The following is a 20,406-nucleotide window of genomic DNA, read 5'->3' as shown; positions in this document are numbered from 1 at the left end:
CCAAATTACATCATTACGACGTCAAACTGTTCCTGAATGTACAGGGGTTCAGCCTGAACTCGCACTTGCTTGCCAATAAATACTTCGAGCTCAGCTAACGCATGAGACTCATCGCCCAATAGCGCTTCAGCAACAAACGGCGATGCGTACACGACAAAATTATCGGCGTCGTAAGCACGGTTCACACGAGTAATCTCGCGTAATATCTCAAAGCATACGGTTTCGACCGTTTTCACGCTGCCACGGCCTTCACAAGTAGGACAGCCAGAACACAAGATATGTTCAATACTTTCTCGTGTGCGCTTACGCGTCATTTCAACTAAGCCAAGCTGGGTAAAGCCGTTGATGTTGGTTTTTACTCGGTCTTTCGCCAACGCCGTTTCCAGTGAGGTAAGTACTCGCTGACGATGCTCTTCGGATGCCATATCGATAAAATCAATAATGATGATACCGCCGAGGTTACGTAAACGTAGCTGACGCGCAATAGCTTGCGTTGCCTCTATATTGGTATTGAAGATAGTCTCTTCGAGATTACGACGACCAACAAATGCACCCGTGTTGATGTCGATGGTGGTCATGGCTTCGGTTTGATCGATGATCAAATAGCCGCCCGATTTTAGCTCGACCTTGCGCTCTAAAGAACGCTGAATTTCGTTTTCGGTGTCGTACATGTCAAAGATTGGCTTGTCACCTTCGTAAAGCTCAAGCTTATCTGTTAACTCCGGTACATACTCAGAAGTGAATTCTTTCAGGTTCTCGTATTCAAGGCGGGAGTCGACCATGATCTTATCGAGCTCTGTGCCAACAAAGTCACGCAGAATGCGTTGAGCTAAGCCGAGTTCACCGTAAAGTGTTGAACGCGTTTTGTATTTTGAGCGACGCTCCATGACTTTTAGCCACAAACGCTTTAGAAATGCCGCATCTTGAGAGAGCTCTTTTTCATCAGCGCCTTCTGCCGCGGTACGAATGATAAAACCACCGTGCTCATCGCAGTAATGGTTCACCACCTTTTTCAAACGCTCACGCTCTTTCTCACTTTCAATACGCTGCGAAACACCGACATGGCTGGCCCCCGGCATAAAAACAAGATAACGCGAAGGTAAGGTGATATCCGTCGTTAAACGCGCACCTTTCGTGCCGAGCGGATCTTTGACCACTTGCACAACAATGTCTTGTCCCTGGCGTACCAGCTCAGAGATATCACGGACTTGAAACTGCTGTTTTTCGTTTTCTGCCACACATTCGGTATGAGGAACAATATCTGACGCATGTAAAAACGCCGCTTTATCTAAACCAATGTCGACGAAAGCCGCCTGCATACCAGGTAACACTCGGCTTACTTTGCCTTTGTATATATTGCCCACAATACCGCGACGCGATTCGCGCTCGATATGTATTTCTTGTAGTACTCCACCTTCAATCATGGCCACACGAGTTTCACTCGGGGTCACGTTAAGCAGCAATTCTGCACTCATGTGCACACCTCAAAACAATTATAAAAATTCTTGAATTAGCTGATCGGTTTCGAACAAAGGTAAGCCTACTACAGCGTGATAACTGCCTTCGATTCGGGTGACAAATCGTCCTCCGAGTCCCTGAATACCATAACTTCCAGCTTTATCGCATGGCTCTCCTGACTGCCAATATTGTTCGATTTCTTCGTGAGTCAGTGGTTTGAACCACACGTCAGTGGTAACGACCACTGAATGTTGTTGTTCCGATGATACAACGCTCACCGCAGTCATCACTTGATGACGACGACCCGATAAGTCAGTAAGCATACGCTTTGAATCTTCAAAACTTTTTGGTTTTTCTAGCACACGGTCATCGCATACTACGACCGTATCAGAGCCCAATACAACGGAATCAGGCTTAGCCAATGCTAAGCCTGCCTGAGCTTTTTCCAAAGAAAGACGCAACACGTAATCTCGTGCTTGCTCATGAGCCTGTTTGGCTTCCTCAATATCAGGCAATACGATCTCAAAATCATAACCCAGTTGAGCAAGCAGCTCTTTTCTTCTCGGAGAACCCGAAGCGAGAACGAGAGATAGGCTCTTTTTCACCGCATTACCTTACGTGCCAAGCGCGACGAACTCGTCGCATTAATAAAAACATCCATGGCCAAAGTATACAGTTTATTGCCGCCGTCCACAGAGATAATGGATTAAATACTACGTCCTGGTTCAAATATTCCCCACAGAATATCAGAACTTCCAATAACGCAGTAAAAAAGGCAATTAAAATCGACTGTTGCCACAATGCCATGTTGCGAATCAACAGGAAATTCAGCGCCACAAGGTAGATAACGATCGACATCATCATGCCACGAATTCCAAGCATTGAACCGATCAAGATATCCCACAATAAGCCTAACACTAGCGCAGTTCCGACGTTCACTCGGTGTGGTAGTGCCAACACCCAATAACACGTAACAAGGAACAACCATGAAGGGCGTAACACATCTAACACACCTGGCCACGGAATGGTTTGCAGTACCAGCGCAACGAAGAAACTGACGCCAATCACCATTCGGCTACTCAATACATTATTGGCCATCGGTTACCTCTTGTTCTTGCTCTAACCCTTCATCTACATTGGACCGCAGTACTTTGTGTTGACGGTCTTCATTCGGCCAAATCAGCAGTAGGTAGCGTAAGCGATCAAACTCCACTACCGGCTCAGCCTTGATTGAGGCGAACTCTTGACGCGTATCGTGATCCACATTGGTAACCGTCGCGACTGGATATCCCTCAGGGTAAATGCCACCTAAACCGGATGTCACCAATAAATCACCAACCTGAATATCTGTGCTGGTTGGAATGTGCTCCAGTTGGATTTCATCCATTTCACCATTGCCCGATGCGATCACTCGGATATCATTGCGGATCACCTGGACAGGAATTGCATTTTTCGCGTCCGTTAGCAGCAGAACACGTGCGTTGTGCGCTGCGACAAACGTAACCTGACCGACGATGCCTTTCTCGTTGATAACAGGCTGACCAACGTAAACACCATCAATACGGCCTTTATCGATCACCACTTGATGACGATAAGGTGAAGTATCCACCGCCATTACTTCTGTCACGACTTTCTTTTCATCACGGACAAATGAAGATCCTAGCAACTTACGTAGGCGTTGGTTTTCTTCTTTATATTGGTCGAGCAAGATAAGCTCGCTTTTCAGGCGTAGCACTTCTCGCTTTAAGCTGCGATTGCCTTCAACCAATGCCTGATGAGAATTAAAACGTTCAAATACGCCATCGAACATACTACGAGGCAAATTCGCTGCGTACTGAATCGGTGCAACCATACTGTTTAGTAGGTATCGAACGTTGGAAAACGTATCTAGACGACTATCGGCCAGCATTAAGCTCGCCGACACGATGACAGCAAAAAACAGACGTAATTGCAGAGACGGACCTCTGCCGAAAATCGGTTTCATCTTGTTTTTGACCTGATTGCTTCCATGATTATTGAGCCTTACTTGGCAACCTAAAAATACTTAACTAAATACTTTTAGGTATGGAGCATGTTTGAATTACAGAGAGAGCAGAAATGAAGGTGAAGCCCGACATGAGCTTCACCTAAACCTTTATTCTTCAGAGAACAGATCGCCACCGTGCATGTCGATCATTTCTAGTGCTTTACCGCCACCACGCGCAACACACGTTAGTGGATCTTCCGCGATAACCACAGGAATACCCGTTTCTTCCATAAGTAGGCGATCAAGATCTTTCAGTAGTGCGCCACCACCGGTTAGCACCATGCCGTTTTCAGAGATATCTGAAGCTAGCTCTGGTGGACACTGTTCTAGTGCAACCATGACTGCTGATACGATGCCAGATAGCGGCTCTTGAAGCGCTTCTAGGATCTCGTTTGAGTTCAAGCTAAAGCTGCGTGGCACACCCTCTGCAAGGTTACGACCGCGAACTTCAATCTCTTGAACTTCATCACCAGGGTAAGCAGAACCGATTTCGTGTTTGATCTTTTCAGCCGTTGCTTCACCAATCAAGCTGCCGTAGTTACGACGTACGTAGTTGATCACAGCTTCATCAAAGCGGTCACCACCGATACGTACAGACGATGAGTAAACCACACCGTTTAGAGAGATAACGGCAACTTCAGTTGTACCACCACCGATATCGACCACCATTGAACCTGTCGGCTCAGATACGCGTAAACCAGCACCAATTGCCGCCGCCATTGGCTCGTCGATTAGGTAAACTTCACGGGCACCAGCACCAAGTGCTGATTCACGAATTGCGCGACGCTCAACTTGGGTAGAACCACAAGGAACACAAACAAGAACACGTGGGCTTGGCTTTAGGATGCTGTTGTCATGCACTTGCTTGATAAAGTGCTGAAGCATTTTTTCGGTTACGTAGAAGTCAGCGATTACGCCGTCTTTCATTGGGCGGATAGCGGAAATGTTGCCAGGTGTACGACCAAGCATCTGTTTTGCTGCGTGACCGACTGCAGCAACGCTTTTTGCAGAACCTACACGATCTTGACGAATAGCAACTACAGAAGGTTCATCAAGGACAATTCCTTGCCCTTTTACGTAAATTAGAGTGTTGGCTGTACCTAAATCGATAGATAGATCGTTAGAAAACATGCCACGAAGTTTCTTAAACATACTCTTCGCTCATCCTGCAAAAATATAGAAGACAAAAATTGCTCTAAATGTACCAATGCCTCGCTGTCACAGCAAGGTATTGGTACACAAACATGAGCAGAAAGCCTCAATTTCTTGCAGTTTCCTAACTTAAGGGCAAAAACCTAAGTTGTTACTGTCCGGTTAACCCTGGCTCACCACGGTAAATCACGCGATCGTTACCTCGATGAATACCAAAGGTGACGACGGATGATGGGTTTTCTTCGGAGCCATCATTGTTCCAGTCGTATTTGAGCCAAGGGAGGTTGTTACCACTAGGGTCGAGATTAAGCCAAACTTCAGCTTGTTGACGTCCACAGTCTGCGCGCTCTTGCTTAGCAATAAGTTCACGCATGGCACCATCGTTAACCGTCGTTCTGACGCCTTCAAGTAAAATGTCGCAGTCGGAGCCATCATCAGGCCAAACTGGCTCCTGGCTTTTTAGAGTTGGGGACACTGTTGTCCCGTTATCCTTACTGTTTAAAACGAATCGGGTATCTCTCCAATACTCCACTCTAAGGGGGATATTAACAGATTTACCCTGATTCACTCCCACATCATCCAGAGCTATGCGACCAAACCTGACATCAGGTTGCGATAGTAGCTGTTGCGAAACCATTCTATCTTCAGTGCTATTTTGCCCTTCTTTTAAGAACATCGTAGGATCAACATAGCCAGATACTTTAGTTCCATTATTATTAAGTGAAAGCGAAATAGACGTTTCGATGGAACTATCCTTGTCTGCCGGTAGTTTTGAATTAAATGGACCATCGGGACTCGGCAAAGATAAATCTTTACGCCAATAAACTGAGTTATCCCAAGTTTTGCTCCACACAGCTCCCGACCAGTTATCACTAGTCAAATCGGAATCCAAAATGCTAAGTCTATCTGAGTAACCACCAGCCAAATACAAATCTGCTTTTAAAGAATTGGCAAAACCACCATAATTTTGAGTTGTGTAACCGTTAGCGTTATATGCTGTGACTTCAAACTTAACCGATTCAAAATTCTGTCCCATATATACAGATTGATTCTGATTATCAGGGTAGGTCCACTCTGTCCCGGTGACTTTAAAGTAATCCGGATAGAAGCGCCCAATGGTTGACTTACCATCGGCTATTTTAAATGCATTACTACCAAGATATAGAGATGTGCCAATATCATCGCCATTTTCATCTTTAGCAACTGGTGCCTCAGCAATAAGCTCGAAAACACCGACTTCTGAAACCGATTGATCAAACGTCACACTGCCACGAGACCATTTACTTGATTCTGGTAGCTTCTCATTTAGAAGTTTGGCTAATGAACCATTAGACGGGTACTTCACTTTATTACTAACCGTAATAGTCTTCTCTTGATAGTTCTCAGCAACCGTATCATCATCTTGCAATGCCGAGATGGTTAACTCAAAAACTTCACCAGCAGCAACAAACCCCGAAGAACAGCCATTTTCACTGTTGGTGCACTCTCCGCTCTTATCACCACTCTTTGCAGTAACTTTCAGTTTTGAAGGAAAACTAACGAAGCTGCCGAATCCATCCGAGTCATCAACACCTTCAACACTGGCTTTAAGTTTGACCTTTCCAGCTTCAGAGTATCTCAACTTAAAGAATGCCTTGCCTTCATCATCAAAATAAACATTAGGCAGGTATTTATTAGCTCTGGTTAGCTCGACATTTGAACTCCATTCCACAGCCTGATCTTTCACTTTTTTCTTGTAAGAAATCACGACAGGTTGAGAGCTATCGATCGGTGCCACTTCATAATCAATCGACATATTAACACCGCGAGATTCTCCGCCGTCTTCAGTTCGAGTTGAACAAAACGATAGGTAGTCCTCCCCCGTAGTTTCGCGACTAGCAACTACATCATTAACATTCACCGCAAGCACATTTGAAGCGAAGGTTACATTACAGTTGTTAGCAGATAGTGGCCCGCCATTAATTCGACATCGTGCCCCTTCAAAGCCAAACTGTGGTACGGAACTTTGATCGATACCCAAAGTAATATCGCCAGCTCTTGAACCTTGCAGCTCAAGCTGAGTTTCATTCTCAAACTGTACATTTGTACCACCAACCCAGTTGGCAACATTATTGCCAGTAGATGGAAGTAAAGTGACAGAGAGAGGCGTTAAGCTGCCATCATCGTATGCATCTCTAGGATATTGCTCAGAACAACTTTCATTCATACAAGCTCTAAGTGTCACATCAGAAGCCTGACACGTACTGCCTGAGCCTGAGTAGTCAAACTCGAAATGATGAATACCATCTGTTAATCGCGAGTACTTGTCCGCACAGACTCGGAAGTTATCAATATCATGCGTATTGGTAAGCATACCTGTGGATGCCGTTACCGACAGACGGAAGTTATCTGGAATATAGTTAAAACCACCTTTTTCCAAAACGTTAAACTCTTCGATAACAGGATCCCATCCGCCATTTTTTCCGACTTTTCGAAATACAGCCAGCGTTATCGTATCGGTGTTACGCGAATTTAAAACTACTTTATAACGATGCAGTTTCTCTTTACCTTTTCGATTATCCAACGAGCTGCTGTATTTTTTGCCAGTGATATACGGATAACCTTTCAACCACTTACCATTCGCATCTTGGACGCCCTGTCCACGCACCCCAACATTATCAGCAACACTATTTGAAACGATTTTCTCGCTCCCTTCACGAATGTAGTTACCAAACTCATCAATACCAATACCTAGCCAACCACCAGCAAAGCCTTCTACATCTTTGGAGACTTCAGGGTAGTGATTCTTTAGAAGCTTCATCCCGTAACCAAGCGGACCACCAAATGCCCCGGTTTGAGGAGGGACACTCGCATCAGAAATCACCAGCGCAACACCGTCAGCACCATTCCCACCATATGCATTGTGATCAAACTCAATCTCTAAATAGTTCTGATCTGAAGGAAAAATATAGTTATATGCAGAGGCTGTTGCCTGCTCTGGTTTATTTGAGTTTAAGATGAAACGTCCATCAGAGATATGGGGCTCGTCACTGGTACCAAAGCCCATCACCGACCAGTTTGACAATGAACCTGAATTGAAGTTTTCTTCTGGTAATAGTGAACATTGCTGTGTTGGCGGAATAACAGGAACTAATTCAGGACAAAGTGAGGCTACAGCCTCTATTGGGCACTCTCCGGTCTGGGGGGGCTGACAGTTGGGATCATCTACACCACAATAAATGTCACTATCATTGTACTCGTAAGAATGTGATTTTGAGTTAACAGAACCACAGACGGTCGAGCTTTTTACTGTGGCTTTCCCGTGGGACTGAATCGCTTCACTAAGAGTATAAACACCTCGATTTTGATCGAGTTTAGAGTTAGTCAACGATACTTCGCTACCTGTTGATTCTACCCGGCCACAAACCAATGAGTTTTTAATATCGACTTTATGTAGAGCGAGAATATTTCCGTGTACTTGGTTATTGGCTTCTAAAATAACCTCTAAGCCCTTACTGGTAACGTCACCCGTAACCTTTGTTTCATTTAATGTAACCCGGCTTGATGCAGAAATATCACCTTGAATTTCATTCCCGCTTTGCTCAGTTTTCACCTCACCACCGATACTTGTCACGCTACCTTCGACATGGGTTTGCTTCAACGTAACCGTTCCAGCAGCTTCAACGTTACCGCGAATGATATTGTCGCTTTGTTCGGTTTTTATCGTGCTCGTTTTACTCGTAACATTTCCTTCAATAACCGCTTGAGAAAGAATAACCTCCCCATGCGTGGACAAGATCGAACCATAAACATGCGATCGGTTCTTAAGTTGAATTTTACCGTGCGACTCAATATCACCATAAATATCATAGCCACCGTTATCTCCGATAACATCGCTGGTCTCGTTAATAAGGTCAATATGAGCATTAGATTTACCGATCTGGTTGTTGCCAGCGAGTTGAATAGTACCTCGTACACGAATCGTCATTTTACTATCAGACACAATAGTATCGCCGTTATTCAACGTGAGTCCGTTCGGGCATACGTAGGTTGTAGGCCTAACAAAAAAATTAAATCGATCTTGGTAACTACCGTTATCACACAAATCGCTTGCACCTTCAGGGACCCACCTCACCCAGTCCCAACTTGGCGTAATATCGTGAACCTTAGCGAGAACGTTCGCCGTACTCATCATACATATCAAGGCTAAGCAAATCAGTTTTTTCATTCTTGTTATTACTCCCGAACCCAAATCTCTTGCTGGCGCTCAACTTGCGATAAGCCCGAGCCACAAACGGCCGTAGCTTGCACCCTAAATAGTGACTCTGCTGCTGGTGTTCCTAAGTTTAAAGTGCCTAAATCTACACAACTCATTGGGCTAAGCCTACATCCGGTCCCTTGTGTGACATTAGGCATTGCACCGCTTACCGTATTTGTGCAGATTGTCGCGACGCTATCACTCGTACCATTGATGGGATATAACCTTGTCAATGCCCACTCATTTGCAGACTGAGCAACAAACCAAGCTTTTGTTCCCAAAAACTCTCTTGTTAATCCGCTTTGATTCGACCATGTCACTTTCATTAAAGAGGAAGCCAAATATCCCATTACAATAATGACGAACAACACGATGATTAGTACATTTCCGCTGGAGTTTCTTCTATGGGACATTGAGCACCTGCACATCTTGTTGATACACACTACGTTCACCATCCTGCTCAAACTCTAAATTGATATGAACTAAACCACCTCGTTGCAGAGTTGGCTCTAGATAACGCATACCACTTACGGACGAATCGACACTATCCGCAACCGTAATACCATTTCGCGTAACTCGCTTGGTATCAAAACAGTAGCGAACCTCCGACTTCTCTTGATAAATATAAAGACGGCTAGAAACAGAGGATCCCGTAATCGTACTTGCCCCCCCACTAACAACAAAAACCTTACCTGTTTTAGCTAAACCACCAATGGCTATATTTCGCGAAGAAGTTGATTGTAAATCTTCATATCGGCTCGGATTTATCACCATCCTGCGATTCGCAGGAATAGGATTAAGCGTTGAGTCATTACCTAGCAAAAACTCTAAATCATTATTCTTAAACGTGTAAAAACCAGAATATTCAATCGGCACAAACTCTAGACAATTAGTTGTTCCTTTTGGCACATGAAAACTATTAGGTACAGCATGGCGGATTTCTCGGGTCATCTTTTCTAAAACAAACTGAGCCTGTGTTTGTATTCGTTGGCGATCGATAGTATCAGCGTAACCTTTCATTCCTAACTGGACATACCCAGCTATCCCCAACATGATGAAGCTGCCGACCACAATCGTAACTATCATTTCCATTAAGGTGAAACCACGATCTTTCATCAGTAGTTCCCCTTAATAGCTGTTAAAGTAAGGGGCTGCGTGTTCCCCGCAAAAATCCTTAATGTTACTTTTTTGTATTCGGTTATTTCATCGGGAGCTTTATCCGTCAGATCATCATAGGCAACGCTAATTTCTAATCTAAAGTTTTTGTACTGCTCAGTACTGTCCGCACCAAGTACATCACTAATATTCCCTCTAGGGACACCATCACACTGAGAAGCCGTTGTAGATGTGCTCCAACACCCGATATAGTCATCGACATCATTGAAATCACTAGGCGTTGTTTCCAAGGAACCGTCTAGTTTTTTATCCGCACCTAATTTATTTACGTCAGTGCAGCTCACTCCATTCTCACCACACCGAACGGTGCCACCATCAAAGTCGCTGTTTTCATCGAAGCCTCGCGACAATATCTGAGACATAAAACCTTGGCCTAATGCAGCGGCACGAGTTTGATAATGAGGTATAGCTGAGTCTCGAATTTGAGGGACAAGAAAAGAAGTAAACGCCACCATCGCAATGCCCATTAAAACAATCGCGATGATCATTTCTATTAACGTAATGCCACTAGATTTCTTCATGAGCATGTACCTTTAGAAACATAACCTTGAGAATTAATTTCAACTTGGCAGCGGCTTCGACCATGTTTATCTTCAATTAAGATGTTTACAGCACCACTTACAGGATTGCCGAGAAGGTTAAAATTAACTGTATTTTCGGCACCGCTGATAACAGAAAAATTTGCGGACTTATCGATAACCACGTCACTACGAGCATCTCGTGCACTGCCTGTTAGTGCACAGGCAGCAACCGAACCAACACATGAACTAGAAACTTGTAAACGAAAGTTGTTATCAGGACTTGTAGCATTCGACTGCATACGATTCACCTGCACTTGGCGAATCACAGAAATCACACGTTCTTGTAATGCATATGCAGAAAAACTGCCAGAGCCCATAAAACGGCTGGCTGCAAAAAGTGAAAGGATGGAGAGGAGAACAATCACGAGGATTAACTCCATTAACGTGAACCCTAATGCAGAGCTGCGAATTTTCATAACCCAACCTTAGGCTTAGAGCAAGCGAGATAAGTATACGATGAAATTATGAGATTAATGATAGGTTTATAATTTTTCGATTCGAAGTGTGAACAGACGAACAAATAACCAATGTCTAGTTACTTTACTCTTTTGAACGGCCAATCTCTTCTTCAATTCGATCGTAAGTTTCTTTATTGCTCAGCGTTTCAGAAACGTGCTCAGCGGTCTGCTTGGTTTGCTCCCACTTCGCTTCGTAAGTTTCTGGTTCAAAGCTGATAAATCTTGGTAATACCACATAACCGATCACACCTAAGATAATCAGCACAACGACAAACTCTATTGCACTAAGGCCCGATGATTTACGCATATGAACTATTCCGAGATTAACCAAAATAAAGAGATAAAGGTCAGACTAGCTGACCTTTAAAGGAACTTCTTAACTGATTAACATTTAGTGTCAGTTACTGTTGTTTTAGCACCCTCATCGATACCTTTACCTGACGCAGAGGTATAAGTAACGTAACATTCTGTCTCTTTAATCTTATCTACAGTATTGTCAGTGCCGCCTGCTTTCAGCGTAGAAGTTGGGAAAGTAGCAACTAATGTACCCACTGCACCCGAAGCACTTGCTGTTGATGCCCATGCCCAATCTTCATTCAGACCAGAAACTGCCTTAACTAGGCCGTTAGTATCAGGTTTTGGATAACCAAAGTCCGTCTGGATACCATTTTCTAACGTTTGACCAAATGTGGCTTCTTTTCCTTCAATAGCCGCTTTACCAAATACAATACCGGCAGCACCATCCATAGCCCCTTTCAAACCTTGAAGAGCTGATTCACGTGCATCAGATTGTAGGTTAAGGAAACGTGGTGCTGCAGTTACCGCTAGAATACCTAGGATTACAATTACCACTACCAATTCGATAAGGGTGAAACCACCTTGTCTTTTCATTGTTTACTCTCTCTATGTAAGCATGCAGTACAACTGCAAAGTTTCGTTTAGGTCACGCGACCATTTTGGATATTGTCAAAACGGTTTGGGGCAGCAACCTTCACTAAAACTGACCGTGAAGTGGATACTGTATCTACCGCTTGAGCAGAATGACGATTCGCCATTATTCAGTTCATGCTGCAATGAGAAAAACACATTATTGTTTACCCACTATTACAGCCTGTTACTTATGGTTATGATTGCATTATACCGACTTTCATTACCAATTATAGTGCTTAGGTGTCAAAAAAATCACTCCGCCGATATTTCGACGTCTATTTTCAGTTGATTAGCAGTTGAGATAACTACAATCGACTGACCATTTTCATAAGTGTATTGACAGACATAACGATCAGTTTTGATGGCTCCACTGATATCTATTAACTTGTTGGTCATTATTTTACGTTGGGGGTAATGCACCGCTAGCCAATAACCACAATCTAATACACCTTGCTGAGTAAAGGGAGACACTAACCCGCCCTCAGTCATAGTAAGGTTTAAGCCATCCATCAGCATATGTTCTGGCTCGCCTTGTACTAGCCAAGCTTGACGATAACGCTGAACACTATCTTGCATCCAAACTCTCGCTAACTTCGCTCCAGTTACTTGTGCTTGCTCGGTCACAGGACGTAATTTGACCGCCAAACCCACCGCCATAATCGTAGCAATAACCCCAAATACAATAAGCGTTGCTCGGCTTTGATTTTCAACCACCTATTAGCCGCCTTTGATGATGTCGAGCATTCCCCACATTGGTAGGAAGATACCCAATGCCAGCACCATGACCATGCCTGCTACAATCACCAAAAGTAATGGTTCTATTCTTGCGGTCAGTGTTTTTAGATCGTAATCAACTTCTCGATCGTAAAAATCCGACACTTCCAGCAGCAACTCATCAATACGACCAGTTTCTTCCCCTACTGCAATCATCTGAATCACCAATGGGGTGAATATTTTACTGTTGATGGCCGTCACTGAAATGGTGCTACCCGCTTCAATCGCGGACTTCATCTCAAGAATTCGGTTTTCTAAAAAACGGTTCCCTAAGGCTTCCCCGGCCAAAGCCAAAGACTGGTTAAGTGGCACCCCTGATTTCAGCATCAACGAAAAGGTTCTGGCAAAACGAGAAAGCTGCGCACGATTAACGATATCGCCTACAATTGGCAGCCGAAGCCGAAACTTATCGAACTTCTCCCGACCATCAGCCGTCGCCACCCACGCTCTGAACACCGTAAACGCGCCAATCATTGCCACAACCAGCAACACCCAATAATTAACAAAGAAATTAGAAGTCGCGATCAAAATACGCGTCGGCAATGGTAGCTCAACCCCAAAGCGCGTGAACATCGATGCAAACTCAGGGATCACCAAGATATTCAATACAAACATGGCGATGGTGATAAAGATAATGACAAACGTTGGATAACGCATCGCCGCTTTAATGCGTTTGCGAGTCTCAAGTTCCTGTTCGTAGTAATTCGCCAGTTGCAATAGCGCTTGGTCAAGCCGACCCGTATTCTCACCGACGTTGATCATAGAAACGAACAGTGGGCTGAATACTTTACTGTGTTGCTGCATCGCAGAAGACAAACCTCGGCCATTACTCAGTTCAGAAACGACATCTTCTAGCGCCTCTTTGAGCTGTTTGTTTTCGCAATTTTGCAACAAGCCACGCATAGAGCGCAGCAAAGGTACGCCAGCTTTAGTCAAACTAAACAACTGGCGAGAGAAAAGAATAATTACTTCCAACGGAATAGCAGGCACAAACAGCTTAGATAAGCTCACTTGGCTTTTTGCCGACTCTTTCTCTAACCGTATATTGACCGGGATGACCCCTTTATTCATCAAAGCTTCCGCCGCAGCTTCTGAGTTCACTGCTTCGATTTTGCCGTTAGTGGATGAGCCGTCTAGCGTGCGGCCTTGATAACGAAAAGTTGGCATTCACTTACCTATATGAAAATGGGATCAGTCTTACCAGAAGCATCGCCCTCACCTAGGGTCATCACTTCGTCCAAACTGACGGTGCCTTGTAGCGCCAGTTCCATTGCAGAAGCAAGCAGTGGCTTATAGTTTTCTGAGCGGCGCGCGGCTTGCGCAAAGCCAACCGCATCATTAGCGCGCAACTTATCCATCATCTCTTGCTCAAGTTCGAGCATTTCAAACACACCGATTCGGCCTCGATAACCAGTCAAATTACAGTTTTGGCAACCTGCGCCTTTATAAAAAATGGTGCTAACTTGATTTGGGAAACGCCCAGCTAACCACTGCTGGCGAGACTCATCTAAGTGGTCTTCTGTTTTACAATCGGGGCAAACTCGGCGCACAAGACGCTGCGCCACCACAGCTCTGACTGCACTAGCAACCAAGTAACCCGGCGCACCCATGTCGATCATACGTAACGCACTGTCGACAGCATCGTTGGTGTGGAGAGTGCTCAATACTAAGTGACCCGTTAGTGCAGCTCGCAGACCAATTTCTACCGTCTCTTGGTCACGCATCTCACCAACAAGAATGATGTCTGGGTCTTGACGTAAAAAGGTTCTAAGAACACGCGAGAAAGTTAGATCGATCTTGCTGTTAACCTGTACCTGAGTGATGCGAGGCAGACGATATTCAACCGGGTCCTCTGCTGTAATGATCTTTTTCCCAGGTTCGTTGAGCTCACTCAATGCGCCGTAAAGCGTGGTGGTTTTACCGGAACCTGTCGGCCCGGTAACCAAAATCATGCCATGCGGACGCGCCAACTGTCGACGTAAGCGAGCAAGCAAGTCTGGCGGCAAGCCCGACTCTTCTAACGGACGCAAACCAGCGGACTGGTTAAGCAGGCGCATTACTACAGATTCTCCGTACTGCGTTGGTAACGTCGACATACGAATATCAATTGATTGGCCACGAACTTTGATATTGAATCGGCCATCTTGCGGCAAGCGCTTTTCAGAAATATCTAGGTGTGCCATCAACTTCAGTCGAAGAACCAAAGCCGATGCAATATTCACTTCATTTAAGAGCGTTTCATGCAATACGCCATCAATTCGCTGGCGCAAACGCAATACTTGATCGTCTGGCTCAATATGAATATCCGAAGCTCCAACCTGTACCGCATCTTCAAACATGGAATTAACCAGCTTTACAACGGTAACCTCTTCACTATCGGCTTCATCAATACCGTAATCAAAGCTTTGTACATCTTTATGCTCTTCATGCAGCTGTTCAGCAAAGGAGGCGATCTCTTTAGTACGGCGGTAATAACGGTCAAAGCTTGAAATAAGCTGACGCTCCGAAGCCACAATGAACTCAAGGTTGTATTGGCCCAACAAGTTCATCAATGATTCTTGGATGAACAAGTCCGCAGGGTCACTCATAGCAACGCGCAGTGTGTCCCCATTTCGAGCAACGACCATCGCACGTAAGCGACGTGCGTGTACCTCAGGTAGAATCTGCACGGCTTCGGCATCCACAGGCGCACGACCAAGATCGATCAGTGGCAAACCAAGCTGCTGAGACAAGAAGTCCAACATTTGCTTTTCAGTAATAAAGCCAAGGTCAATTAACGCATCCCCTAACTTCTGCCCGGTACTGCGTTGTGCGTTTAGTGCTTGCTGGATTTGTTCTTCAGAGACGATACCTTCCTCAACCAGAAGATCGCCCAAGCGTTTTCTCAACTGAATTTTCATTGTGCGCTCTCCAACTCTTTCAAGATGCTCAAACGGTCACGGATAAATGCTTGCGATTGATTCGAAATGCCAACTTTACCCAGAGCTTGGTTGTAAGAGTTAATCGCGGCAGTAAAAGCCAGGGCGCGCTCTTGTTGAATAGCCAAACCTAACCACCAGCGCGCGTTTTCCGGCTCACGCTGAGTGAGGAGTTGATAGCTCTCAAGCGCAATGTCATTTTGCTTGTGTTTTTGTGCCAATGCCGCACGCATCGCCAAGTAATCTCGACTTGGTACTGGAGGCAAATGAACAAGCGGGCTCAGCGCCGCTTCAGGTTGATTAGCTTTCACTAACAACTTAGACAAGGCCAAGCGGAGTACTTGGTTGTTCGTATCTAGGTTGATACCTTCTTGAATAATCTCATATGCTTTACGCGTGTCACCTTTACCAAAGTACAACGCTGATAACTTTTGACGCGTGTCTGCATTCATTGGCTCATAACGCAACGCCTCGGCATAAGCCGATAACGCCGTTTGCATATCGTTAGCATCCAGTGCTTTTTCCGCTCGGCTAACCGCTTTAAGAGATAATTGGCGGTGAGTAAGCTCAACCTGCTCAATACGCATTGAGCTGTTTTCTGATGTTGTGTGGGTTACGTGATCGTATTGCTCCTCGCTCGGCATCGTTGCTAACTGCGCGAGTAAAACTGCATCATCAGAGGCGATATTTATCTCAGATCTTGGCGTGAACCTATCAGTCTCTTGCATGTGAGGCTGTTGCGCTACCGGCTGTGTGGCTAGTTTGGTGTAAACCACTTGAGTTGTATCGGGCGTCATTTTACTCGTTGGCGAGTGAGTGCGCTCCGATGAAACAATTGGTGAGACATTCACAGACGACAGTGGCATAGCGTCGGTTTGAAACTGTGATAGCTCGCCTGAAGGGACAGGACCGCGAGAGACCGCCCAGCTACCAACCGCAAGGCTTAACGAAAAACCGGCGACAAGCCAAAGCCAAGGTTTACTGCGTGAGACACTTGGAATCTCCGCACGAGTAAGCTCTGACGGCGATGTTTTTTCAGCAAGTTCTGATAATGCTTTATTGATGGCACTCAAGGTTGACTCCATCCCCAAAATACGGGTGTTTTAAACTTAGGTTTACGGGCATCAAACGTATCGTGCATAGCGGCGTAAACGTGATGATTTTTCAATAGTGTGCAACGCTCATTAAATGCAGCAAGCAACGACTTGTGGCTAATTTGGTTTATCAAGCGCGGAATCCCCATGGATGAACGCCAAATCGCTTTTTTCTGTTCAATAGAAAAAATGTGCGCCCCATTGCCTGCTTTATCTAAACGATTATTGATGTAAGCCACGCCTTCATCGATAGAGAGAGGACGTAACTGGCAACTAAACGTAATGCGTTGACGAAATTGCCTTAGCTCATGGTTAGCCAATCTTTCATCCAACTCAGGTTGTCCGAATAACACCAATTGAATGAGCTTATCTTGTTCCGTTTCTAGATTGCCAAATAGACGTAATGTTTCTAAAGCTTGTGGGGAAAGAGCTTGCGCTTCATCAACGATCAAGACGGTTTTCTTTCCCAAGTAATGTACTTGAATCAAGTGCTCTTGAATGAGGGAAACGATACGCAGCGGATCATCGTTCTCGATACCCAACTCTCTGGCGACAGCAAACTGCAACTGTTCCCCATTCAACACTGGATTGGGTAAGTAAATAAGCTCAACTTCAGATTCAATCTGCTCGATCAGCTTACGGCATACCATGGTTTTTCCAGTGCCTACTTCTCCCGTCACCTTAATCACCCCTTCTCCCATTTGCACGGCAGCTAGGATGGTTTGGATCGCCTCATAGTGAGGGACTAACCCCAAGAACATTTCTGTATTTGGGGTTAACGAAAAAGGCTGAACTCGGAATCCAAAGTGTGACAAGTACATACTCGAATCACAAACCTATTGAAAAACAGAACCTTTCCCAGCGCTTATTGCGCATCTGGGAACCACTCTTGCAGCAGATCACGAGAGCGCTCTAGCTCTTTCTGCCAAGAGTTCACGCCAACTACGGTCGGTTTTAGCAAGATGACCAATTCTGTTTTCTCAGTTACGTTATTCACGTTGCGGAACAAATGCCCCAGTGCTGGTACATCGCCCAAAAATGGGACTTTAGAAACAAGCTCACGATTTTGCTGTTTCATCAACCCGCCGATAACCACAACATCGCCATCTTTAGCACGAATAACCGAGTCTGATTCACGAATAGAGCTTTTCGCTAATGGCAGTTGGATGTTTTGGAAATCTCCGCCCAAGTTCAATTGCTTCACTTCTTCCGTGACTTCAATAACTGCGGGGTGAACATGCAGGAACACATTGCCTTTGTTATCAATTTGCGGAGTCACATCGAGGGAAATACCCGAGAAGAATGGCGTCAGTTCCACTTCAGGAACTGCATTTGAGTTTTCACCGTTGCCTGCATTGCTCGATAGCTCTGTAACAAAGTACTCATCAGTACCGACCTTGATGACAGATTTTTGGTTGTTGGCAGCGGTAATACGAGGGCTCGAAAGGACGTTCAAGTCACCTTGCGTAGACATGAAGCTCAACACGGCATTGAAGTTACCATCCGAAATCGTCACGTTGGTTTGACCGCCCAATAGCGTGCCAATCGCATCCAATGGTGGTAATGTCGACGCAGGGCGGTTGACTACGATACTACCCGAGTTACCAATTGACGCCGATAAGTTTGACCAGTTGATGCCTTGTTGGTAGCCATCATTCAACGTCACTTCTAGGATTTTAGCTTCAAGAATGACCTGGCGCTGCATGCGCTCCTGCGATACACCTAAGAACTCGCGTACTTCGCGAATATCATCTGGAAATGCTCGAACCGTAATAACTCCCGCTTGTGGCGTTACAACCACACTTTGCCCTTTGCCTGAACCAATTAGATTCGCAACAGCTTGCTGCAGCATCGGCCAGAAGTCACTTTCAGTGATGGTTTCAATGCGTGTACCACCCGTAGATGTGGTCGAGCTATCGTTGTTGTTTCCATTGTTAGAGTCTGACGAGTCAGAACTGTCTGAGCTACCACCAGAATTAGACGTACCAGCCGAGGTTACAGAGCCCGTAACAATACTGGTTAATGAGCGACCAGAACGCTTGAACTGTAGATAATCGACTGGAATGGTCACAGTACGCATACCTGCTGGGTAGATTTGAATAACTTTGCCAGACTTCACCACGTCATAGCCATACATATTCTGTACGACATTCAGAACTTCATCCAATGTCACATCTGACAAGTTGACAGTGATATTACCTTGTACCGATGGGTGAATCGCCACGCTGTACTCTGTGCCTTTCACCAACGAGGCGAAAAAGCTTCTTGCATCGACCGCATTCGCTTGAATACGAAAACGCTTCGAGGTGCCTTGCTCTGATGCAACGTTCGAGTCTAAATTTGGCATCAAGTCTGCCTCAACAGAAGAAGGGATTTCTTCCAATGTGCGGCTGTTCGCTTGATTGATCGATTCATTGAGCGCTTCTTTAACTTCCACTGGATTCCGATGACCCATTGAACATCCCATTAAAGAAGCAATCGTTATTCCTACAACTAATTTGCGCATATCTGATCGGGCTCTGGTTATTATTGTTTTACGTTTAAATCAAAAAGCTCTAGGTCCCACTGACGGTTACCACGCTTTAAAGTTACAAATTCACTATTAATGCTCGCGACGCGATAACCCTTAAATAGCTCGCCTTTTTCGACAAGTTTGTTATCCATAATCGCGATACAATCAGTACTTGGCTTACACACAATACTGTTGAGCTTAGGCAGTCGGTACCGTTTAACTTTTGGTTTCGCTGACGTTTCAACCGCTGGTTTTTCCCAACCAAGTGGGGCCGTTGGGTCTTGGTTTGCCCAAGCGGTTCCTACCGCTGCCATTACAAGCAATGAGATGATGAGTTTGTTAACCACCAATAAACTCCTCTCTAGATCCTAGTGTGTAGACTTCTAACACAAGCTTCGCTTTCGGGTACTCTTCGACTTTATAACTAAAGCTGCGCCAGTAATAACTCGCAGGAAGGCTCTCCAATTTATTCAGATAATTAGCAATAGAAAAATAGTCACCAGTCAGTTCCATACGAACAGGATGCACGTAGTAACCAGAGTATTGCGATGCTTCTTTATCTTCCGTTATTGGCTCAGATGGCAAGGTTTGCAGAGACAAAAGGTGAATGCCACTTTGCTGCTCCAACACATTTTCAAGCAGCTCAGCCATTTGCGAAGGTGTAATAAGATGCTCGATGATCTCCGCTAATTGCATCGAAAGATGCTGACTCTCAGCTAACAGATTAGATATCGCGCGATCAATCTCAGCATTTGGATCTTTCTTAAGTTGCGCCTGAATACGTAGCGTATCGATTTCAATCTTTTGATTGGCTTGCTTTAAATTACTTAGTTGCCTCTCATTACTGATGATCTCGTTAAGCTTTGGCTCCAATACCAGCGTAAAGAGCAACATGATCACGACAACTAAACCGCACAATGCGGTGAGCACTTTTTCACGCGTACTCATTTCGCCAAAGCGCCCTTCTAATGAGAGCCAGAATTCGTTCATTTCTCTTTATCCTCGCGCGTTTTTATACCCGTGATCATTGAAGGTGCTTGATTTTTCCTTAAAGCAGGATCATGCTACGAACCATGAAAATTACACTGAC

20 protein-coding genes are annotated in these 20,406 nt (G+C 45.0%); all 20 read right to left on the bottom strand.

Annotation, left to right across the window (positions count from 1 at the left end; translation table 11 throughout):
* Positions 1 to 5: 5 nt before the first annotated feature.
* On the bottom strand, positions 6 to 1,475 hold the full coding sequence (gene rng, locus R8N28_RS14250) for a ribonuclease G (protein WP_005381138.1): 1,470 nt from the start codon (positions 1,473 to 1,475) through the stop codon (positions 6 to 8).
* A gap of 18 nt (positions 1,476 to 1,493) precedes the next feature.
* Positions 1,494 to 2,063 carry a Maf family protein gene (locus tag R8N28_RS14245; RefSeq protein ID WP_005381139.1) on the bottom strand — a complete coding sequence of 190 codons (570 nt, stop codon included), beginning with the start codon at positions 2,061 to 2,063 and terminating at the stop codon, positions 1,494 to 1,496.
* A 4-nt stretch (positions 2,064 to 2,067) separates the two neighbouring features.
* On the bottom strand, positions 2,068 to 2,556 hold the full coding sequence (gene mreD, locus R8N28_RS14240) for a rod shape-determining protein MreD (protein WP_262635465.1): 489 nt from the start codon (positions 2,554 to 2,556) through the stop codon (positions 2,068 to 2,070).
* Positions 2,546 to 3,442, bottom strand: coding sequence for a rod shape-determining protein MreC (mreC, locus tag R8N28_RS14235; protein WP_005381142.1), 897 nt, complete (start codon positions 3,440 to 3,442; stop codon positions 2,546 to 2,548). The genes mreD and mreC overlap by 11 nt, the downstream gene beginning before the upstream one ends.
* Positions 3,443 to 3,592: 150 nt before the next feature.
* Positions 3,593 to 4,636, bottom strand: coding sequence for a rod shape-determining protein (locus tag R8N28_RS14230; RefSeq protein WP_005381144.1), 1,044 nt, complete (start codon positions 4,634 to 4,636; stop codon positions 3,593 to 3,595).
* Between the two features lie 151 nt (positions 4,637 to 4,787).
* A complete protein-coding gene (locus R8N28_RS14225; protein ID WP_206959930.1) occupies positions 4,788 to 8,843 on the bottom strand; it encodes a DUF6701 domain-containing protein in 4,056 nt (1,351 codons plus the stop codon).
* Between the two features lie 8 nt (positions 8,844 to 8,851).
* Positions 8,852 to 9,286, bottom strand: a complete 435-nt coding sequence (locus R8N28_RS14220) for an MSHA biogenesis protein MshP (RefSeq protein WP_186584633.1) — start codon at positions 9,284 to 9,286, stop codon at positions 8,852 to 8,854.
* The gene (locus R8N28_RS14215) at positions 9,276 to 9,989 is read right to left on the bottom strand and encodes a PilW family protein (protein WP_104979757.1); all 714 of its coding nucleotides are present in this window, start codon (positions 9,987 to 9,989) and stop codon (positions 9,276 to 9,278) included. The genes R8N28_RS14220 and R8N28_RS14215 overlap by 11 nt, the downstream gene beginning before the upstream one ends.
* A complete protein-coding gene (locus R8N28_RS14210) occupies positions 9,989 to 10,570 on the bottom strand; it encodes a prepilin-type N-terminal cleavage/methylation domain-containing protein (protein WP_132937235.1) in 582 nt (193 codons plus the stop codon). Before R8N28_RS14210 ends, R8N28_RS14215 begins: the two co-directional genes overlap by 1 nt.
* The gene (locus R8N28_RS14205) at positions 10,567 to 11,046 is read right to left on the bottom strand and encodes a type II secretion system protein (RefSeq protein WP_206959928.1); all 480 of its coding nucleotides are present in this window, start codon (positions 11,044 to 11,046) and stop codon (positions 10,567 to 10,569) included. Before R8N28_RS14205 ends, R8N28_RS14210 begins: the two co-directional genes overlap by 4 nt.
* Positions 11,047 to 11,170: 124 nt before the next feature.
* Complete coding sequence (locus R8N28_RS14200) at positions 11,171 to 11,395, bottom strand: type II secretion system protein (RefSeq protein ID WP_199266800.1); 225 nt, start codon at positions 11,393 to 11,395, stop codon at positions 11,171 to 11,173.
* A gap of 77 nt (positions 11,396 to 11,472) precedes the next feature.
* A complete protein-coding gene (locus tag R8N28_RS14195; protein ID WP_047103654.1) occupies positions 11,473 to 11,979 on the bottom strand; it encodes a type II secretion system protein in 507 nt (168 codons plus the stop codon).
* A 291-nt stretch (positions 11,980 to 12,270) separates the two neighbouring features.
* On the bottom strand, positions 12,271 to 12,732 hold the full coding sequence (locus tag R8N28_RS14190; RefSeq protein WP_054579426.1) for a hypothetical protein: 462 nt from the start codon (positions 12,730 to 12,732) through the stop codon (positions 12,271 to 12,273).
* 3 nt (positions 12,733 to 12,735) lie between these two features.
* A complete protein-coding gene (locus R8N28_RS14185) occupies positions 12,736 to 13,959 on the bottom strand; it encodes a type II secretion system F family protein (protein ID WP_206959926.1) in 1,224 nt (407 codons plus the stop codon).
* An 8-nt stretch (positions 13,960 to 13,967) separates the two neighbouring features.
* Complete coding sequence (locus R8N28_RS14180; protein ID WP_005381188.1) at positions 13,968 to 15,692, bottom strand: GspE/PulE family protein; 1,725 nt, start codon at positions 15,690 to 15,692, stop codon at positions 13,968 to 13,970.
* Complete coding sequence (locus tag R8N28_RS14175; protein WP_206959925.1) at positions 15,689 to 16,783, bottom strand: tetratricopeptide repeat protein; 1,095 nt, start codon at positions 16,781 to 16,783, stop codon at positions 15,689 to 15,691. Before R8N28_RS14175 ends, R8N28_RS14180 begins: the two co-directional genes overlap by 4 nt.
* A complete protein-coding gene (locus tag R8N28_RS14170; protein WP_053303467.1) occupies positions 16,780 to 17,625 on the bottom strand; it encodes an ExeA family protein in 846 nt (281 codons plus the stop codon). Before R8N28_RS14170 ends, R8N28_RS14175 begins: the two co-directional genes overlap by 4 nt.
* A gap of 44 nt (positions 17,626 to 17,669) precedes the next feature.
* Entirely contained in the window at positions 17,670 to 19,310 is a 1,641-nt protein-coding gene (mshL, locus tag R8N28_RS14165) for a pilus (MSHA type) biogenesis protein MshL (protein ID WP_005388471.1), read from the bottom strand.
* Positions 19,311 to 19,330: 20 nt separating this feature from the next.
* The gene (locus tag R8N28_RS14160; RefSeq protein WP_065274907.1) at positions 19,331 to 19,663 is read right to left on the bottom strand and encodes an MSHA biogenesis protein MshK; all 333 of its coding nucleotides are present in this window, start codon (positions 19,661 to 19,663) and stop codon (positions 19,331 to 19,333) included.
* Positions 19,656 to 20,306, bottom strand: coding sequence for a type II secretion system protein GspM (gene gspM / locus R8N28_RS14155; protein ID WP_005381197.1), 651 nt, complete (start codon positions 20,304 to 20,306; stop codon positions 19,656 to 19,658). Before gspM ends, R8N28_RS14160 begins: the two co-directional genes overlap by 8 nt.
* Positions 20,307 to 20,406: the final 100 nt, after the last annotated feature.

It is taken from the genome of Vibrio sp. Vb1554 (genome assembly GCF_033344235.1).
The sequence above is the reverse complement of the archived record's forward strand: the minus strand, read 5'-3'. Positions and strand labels throughout refer to the sequence as shown.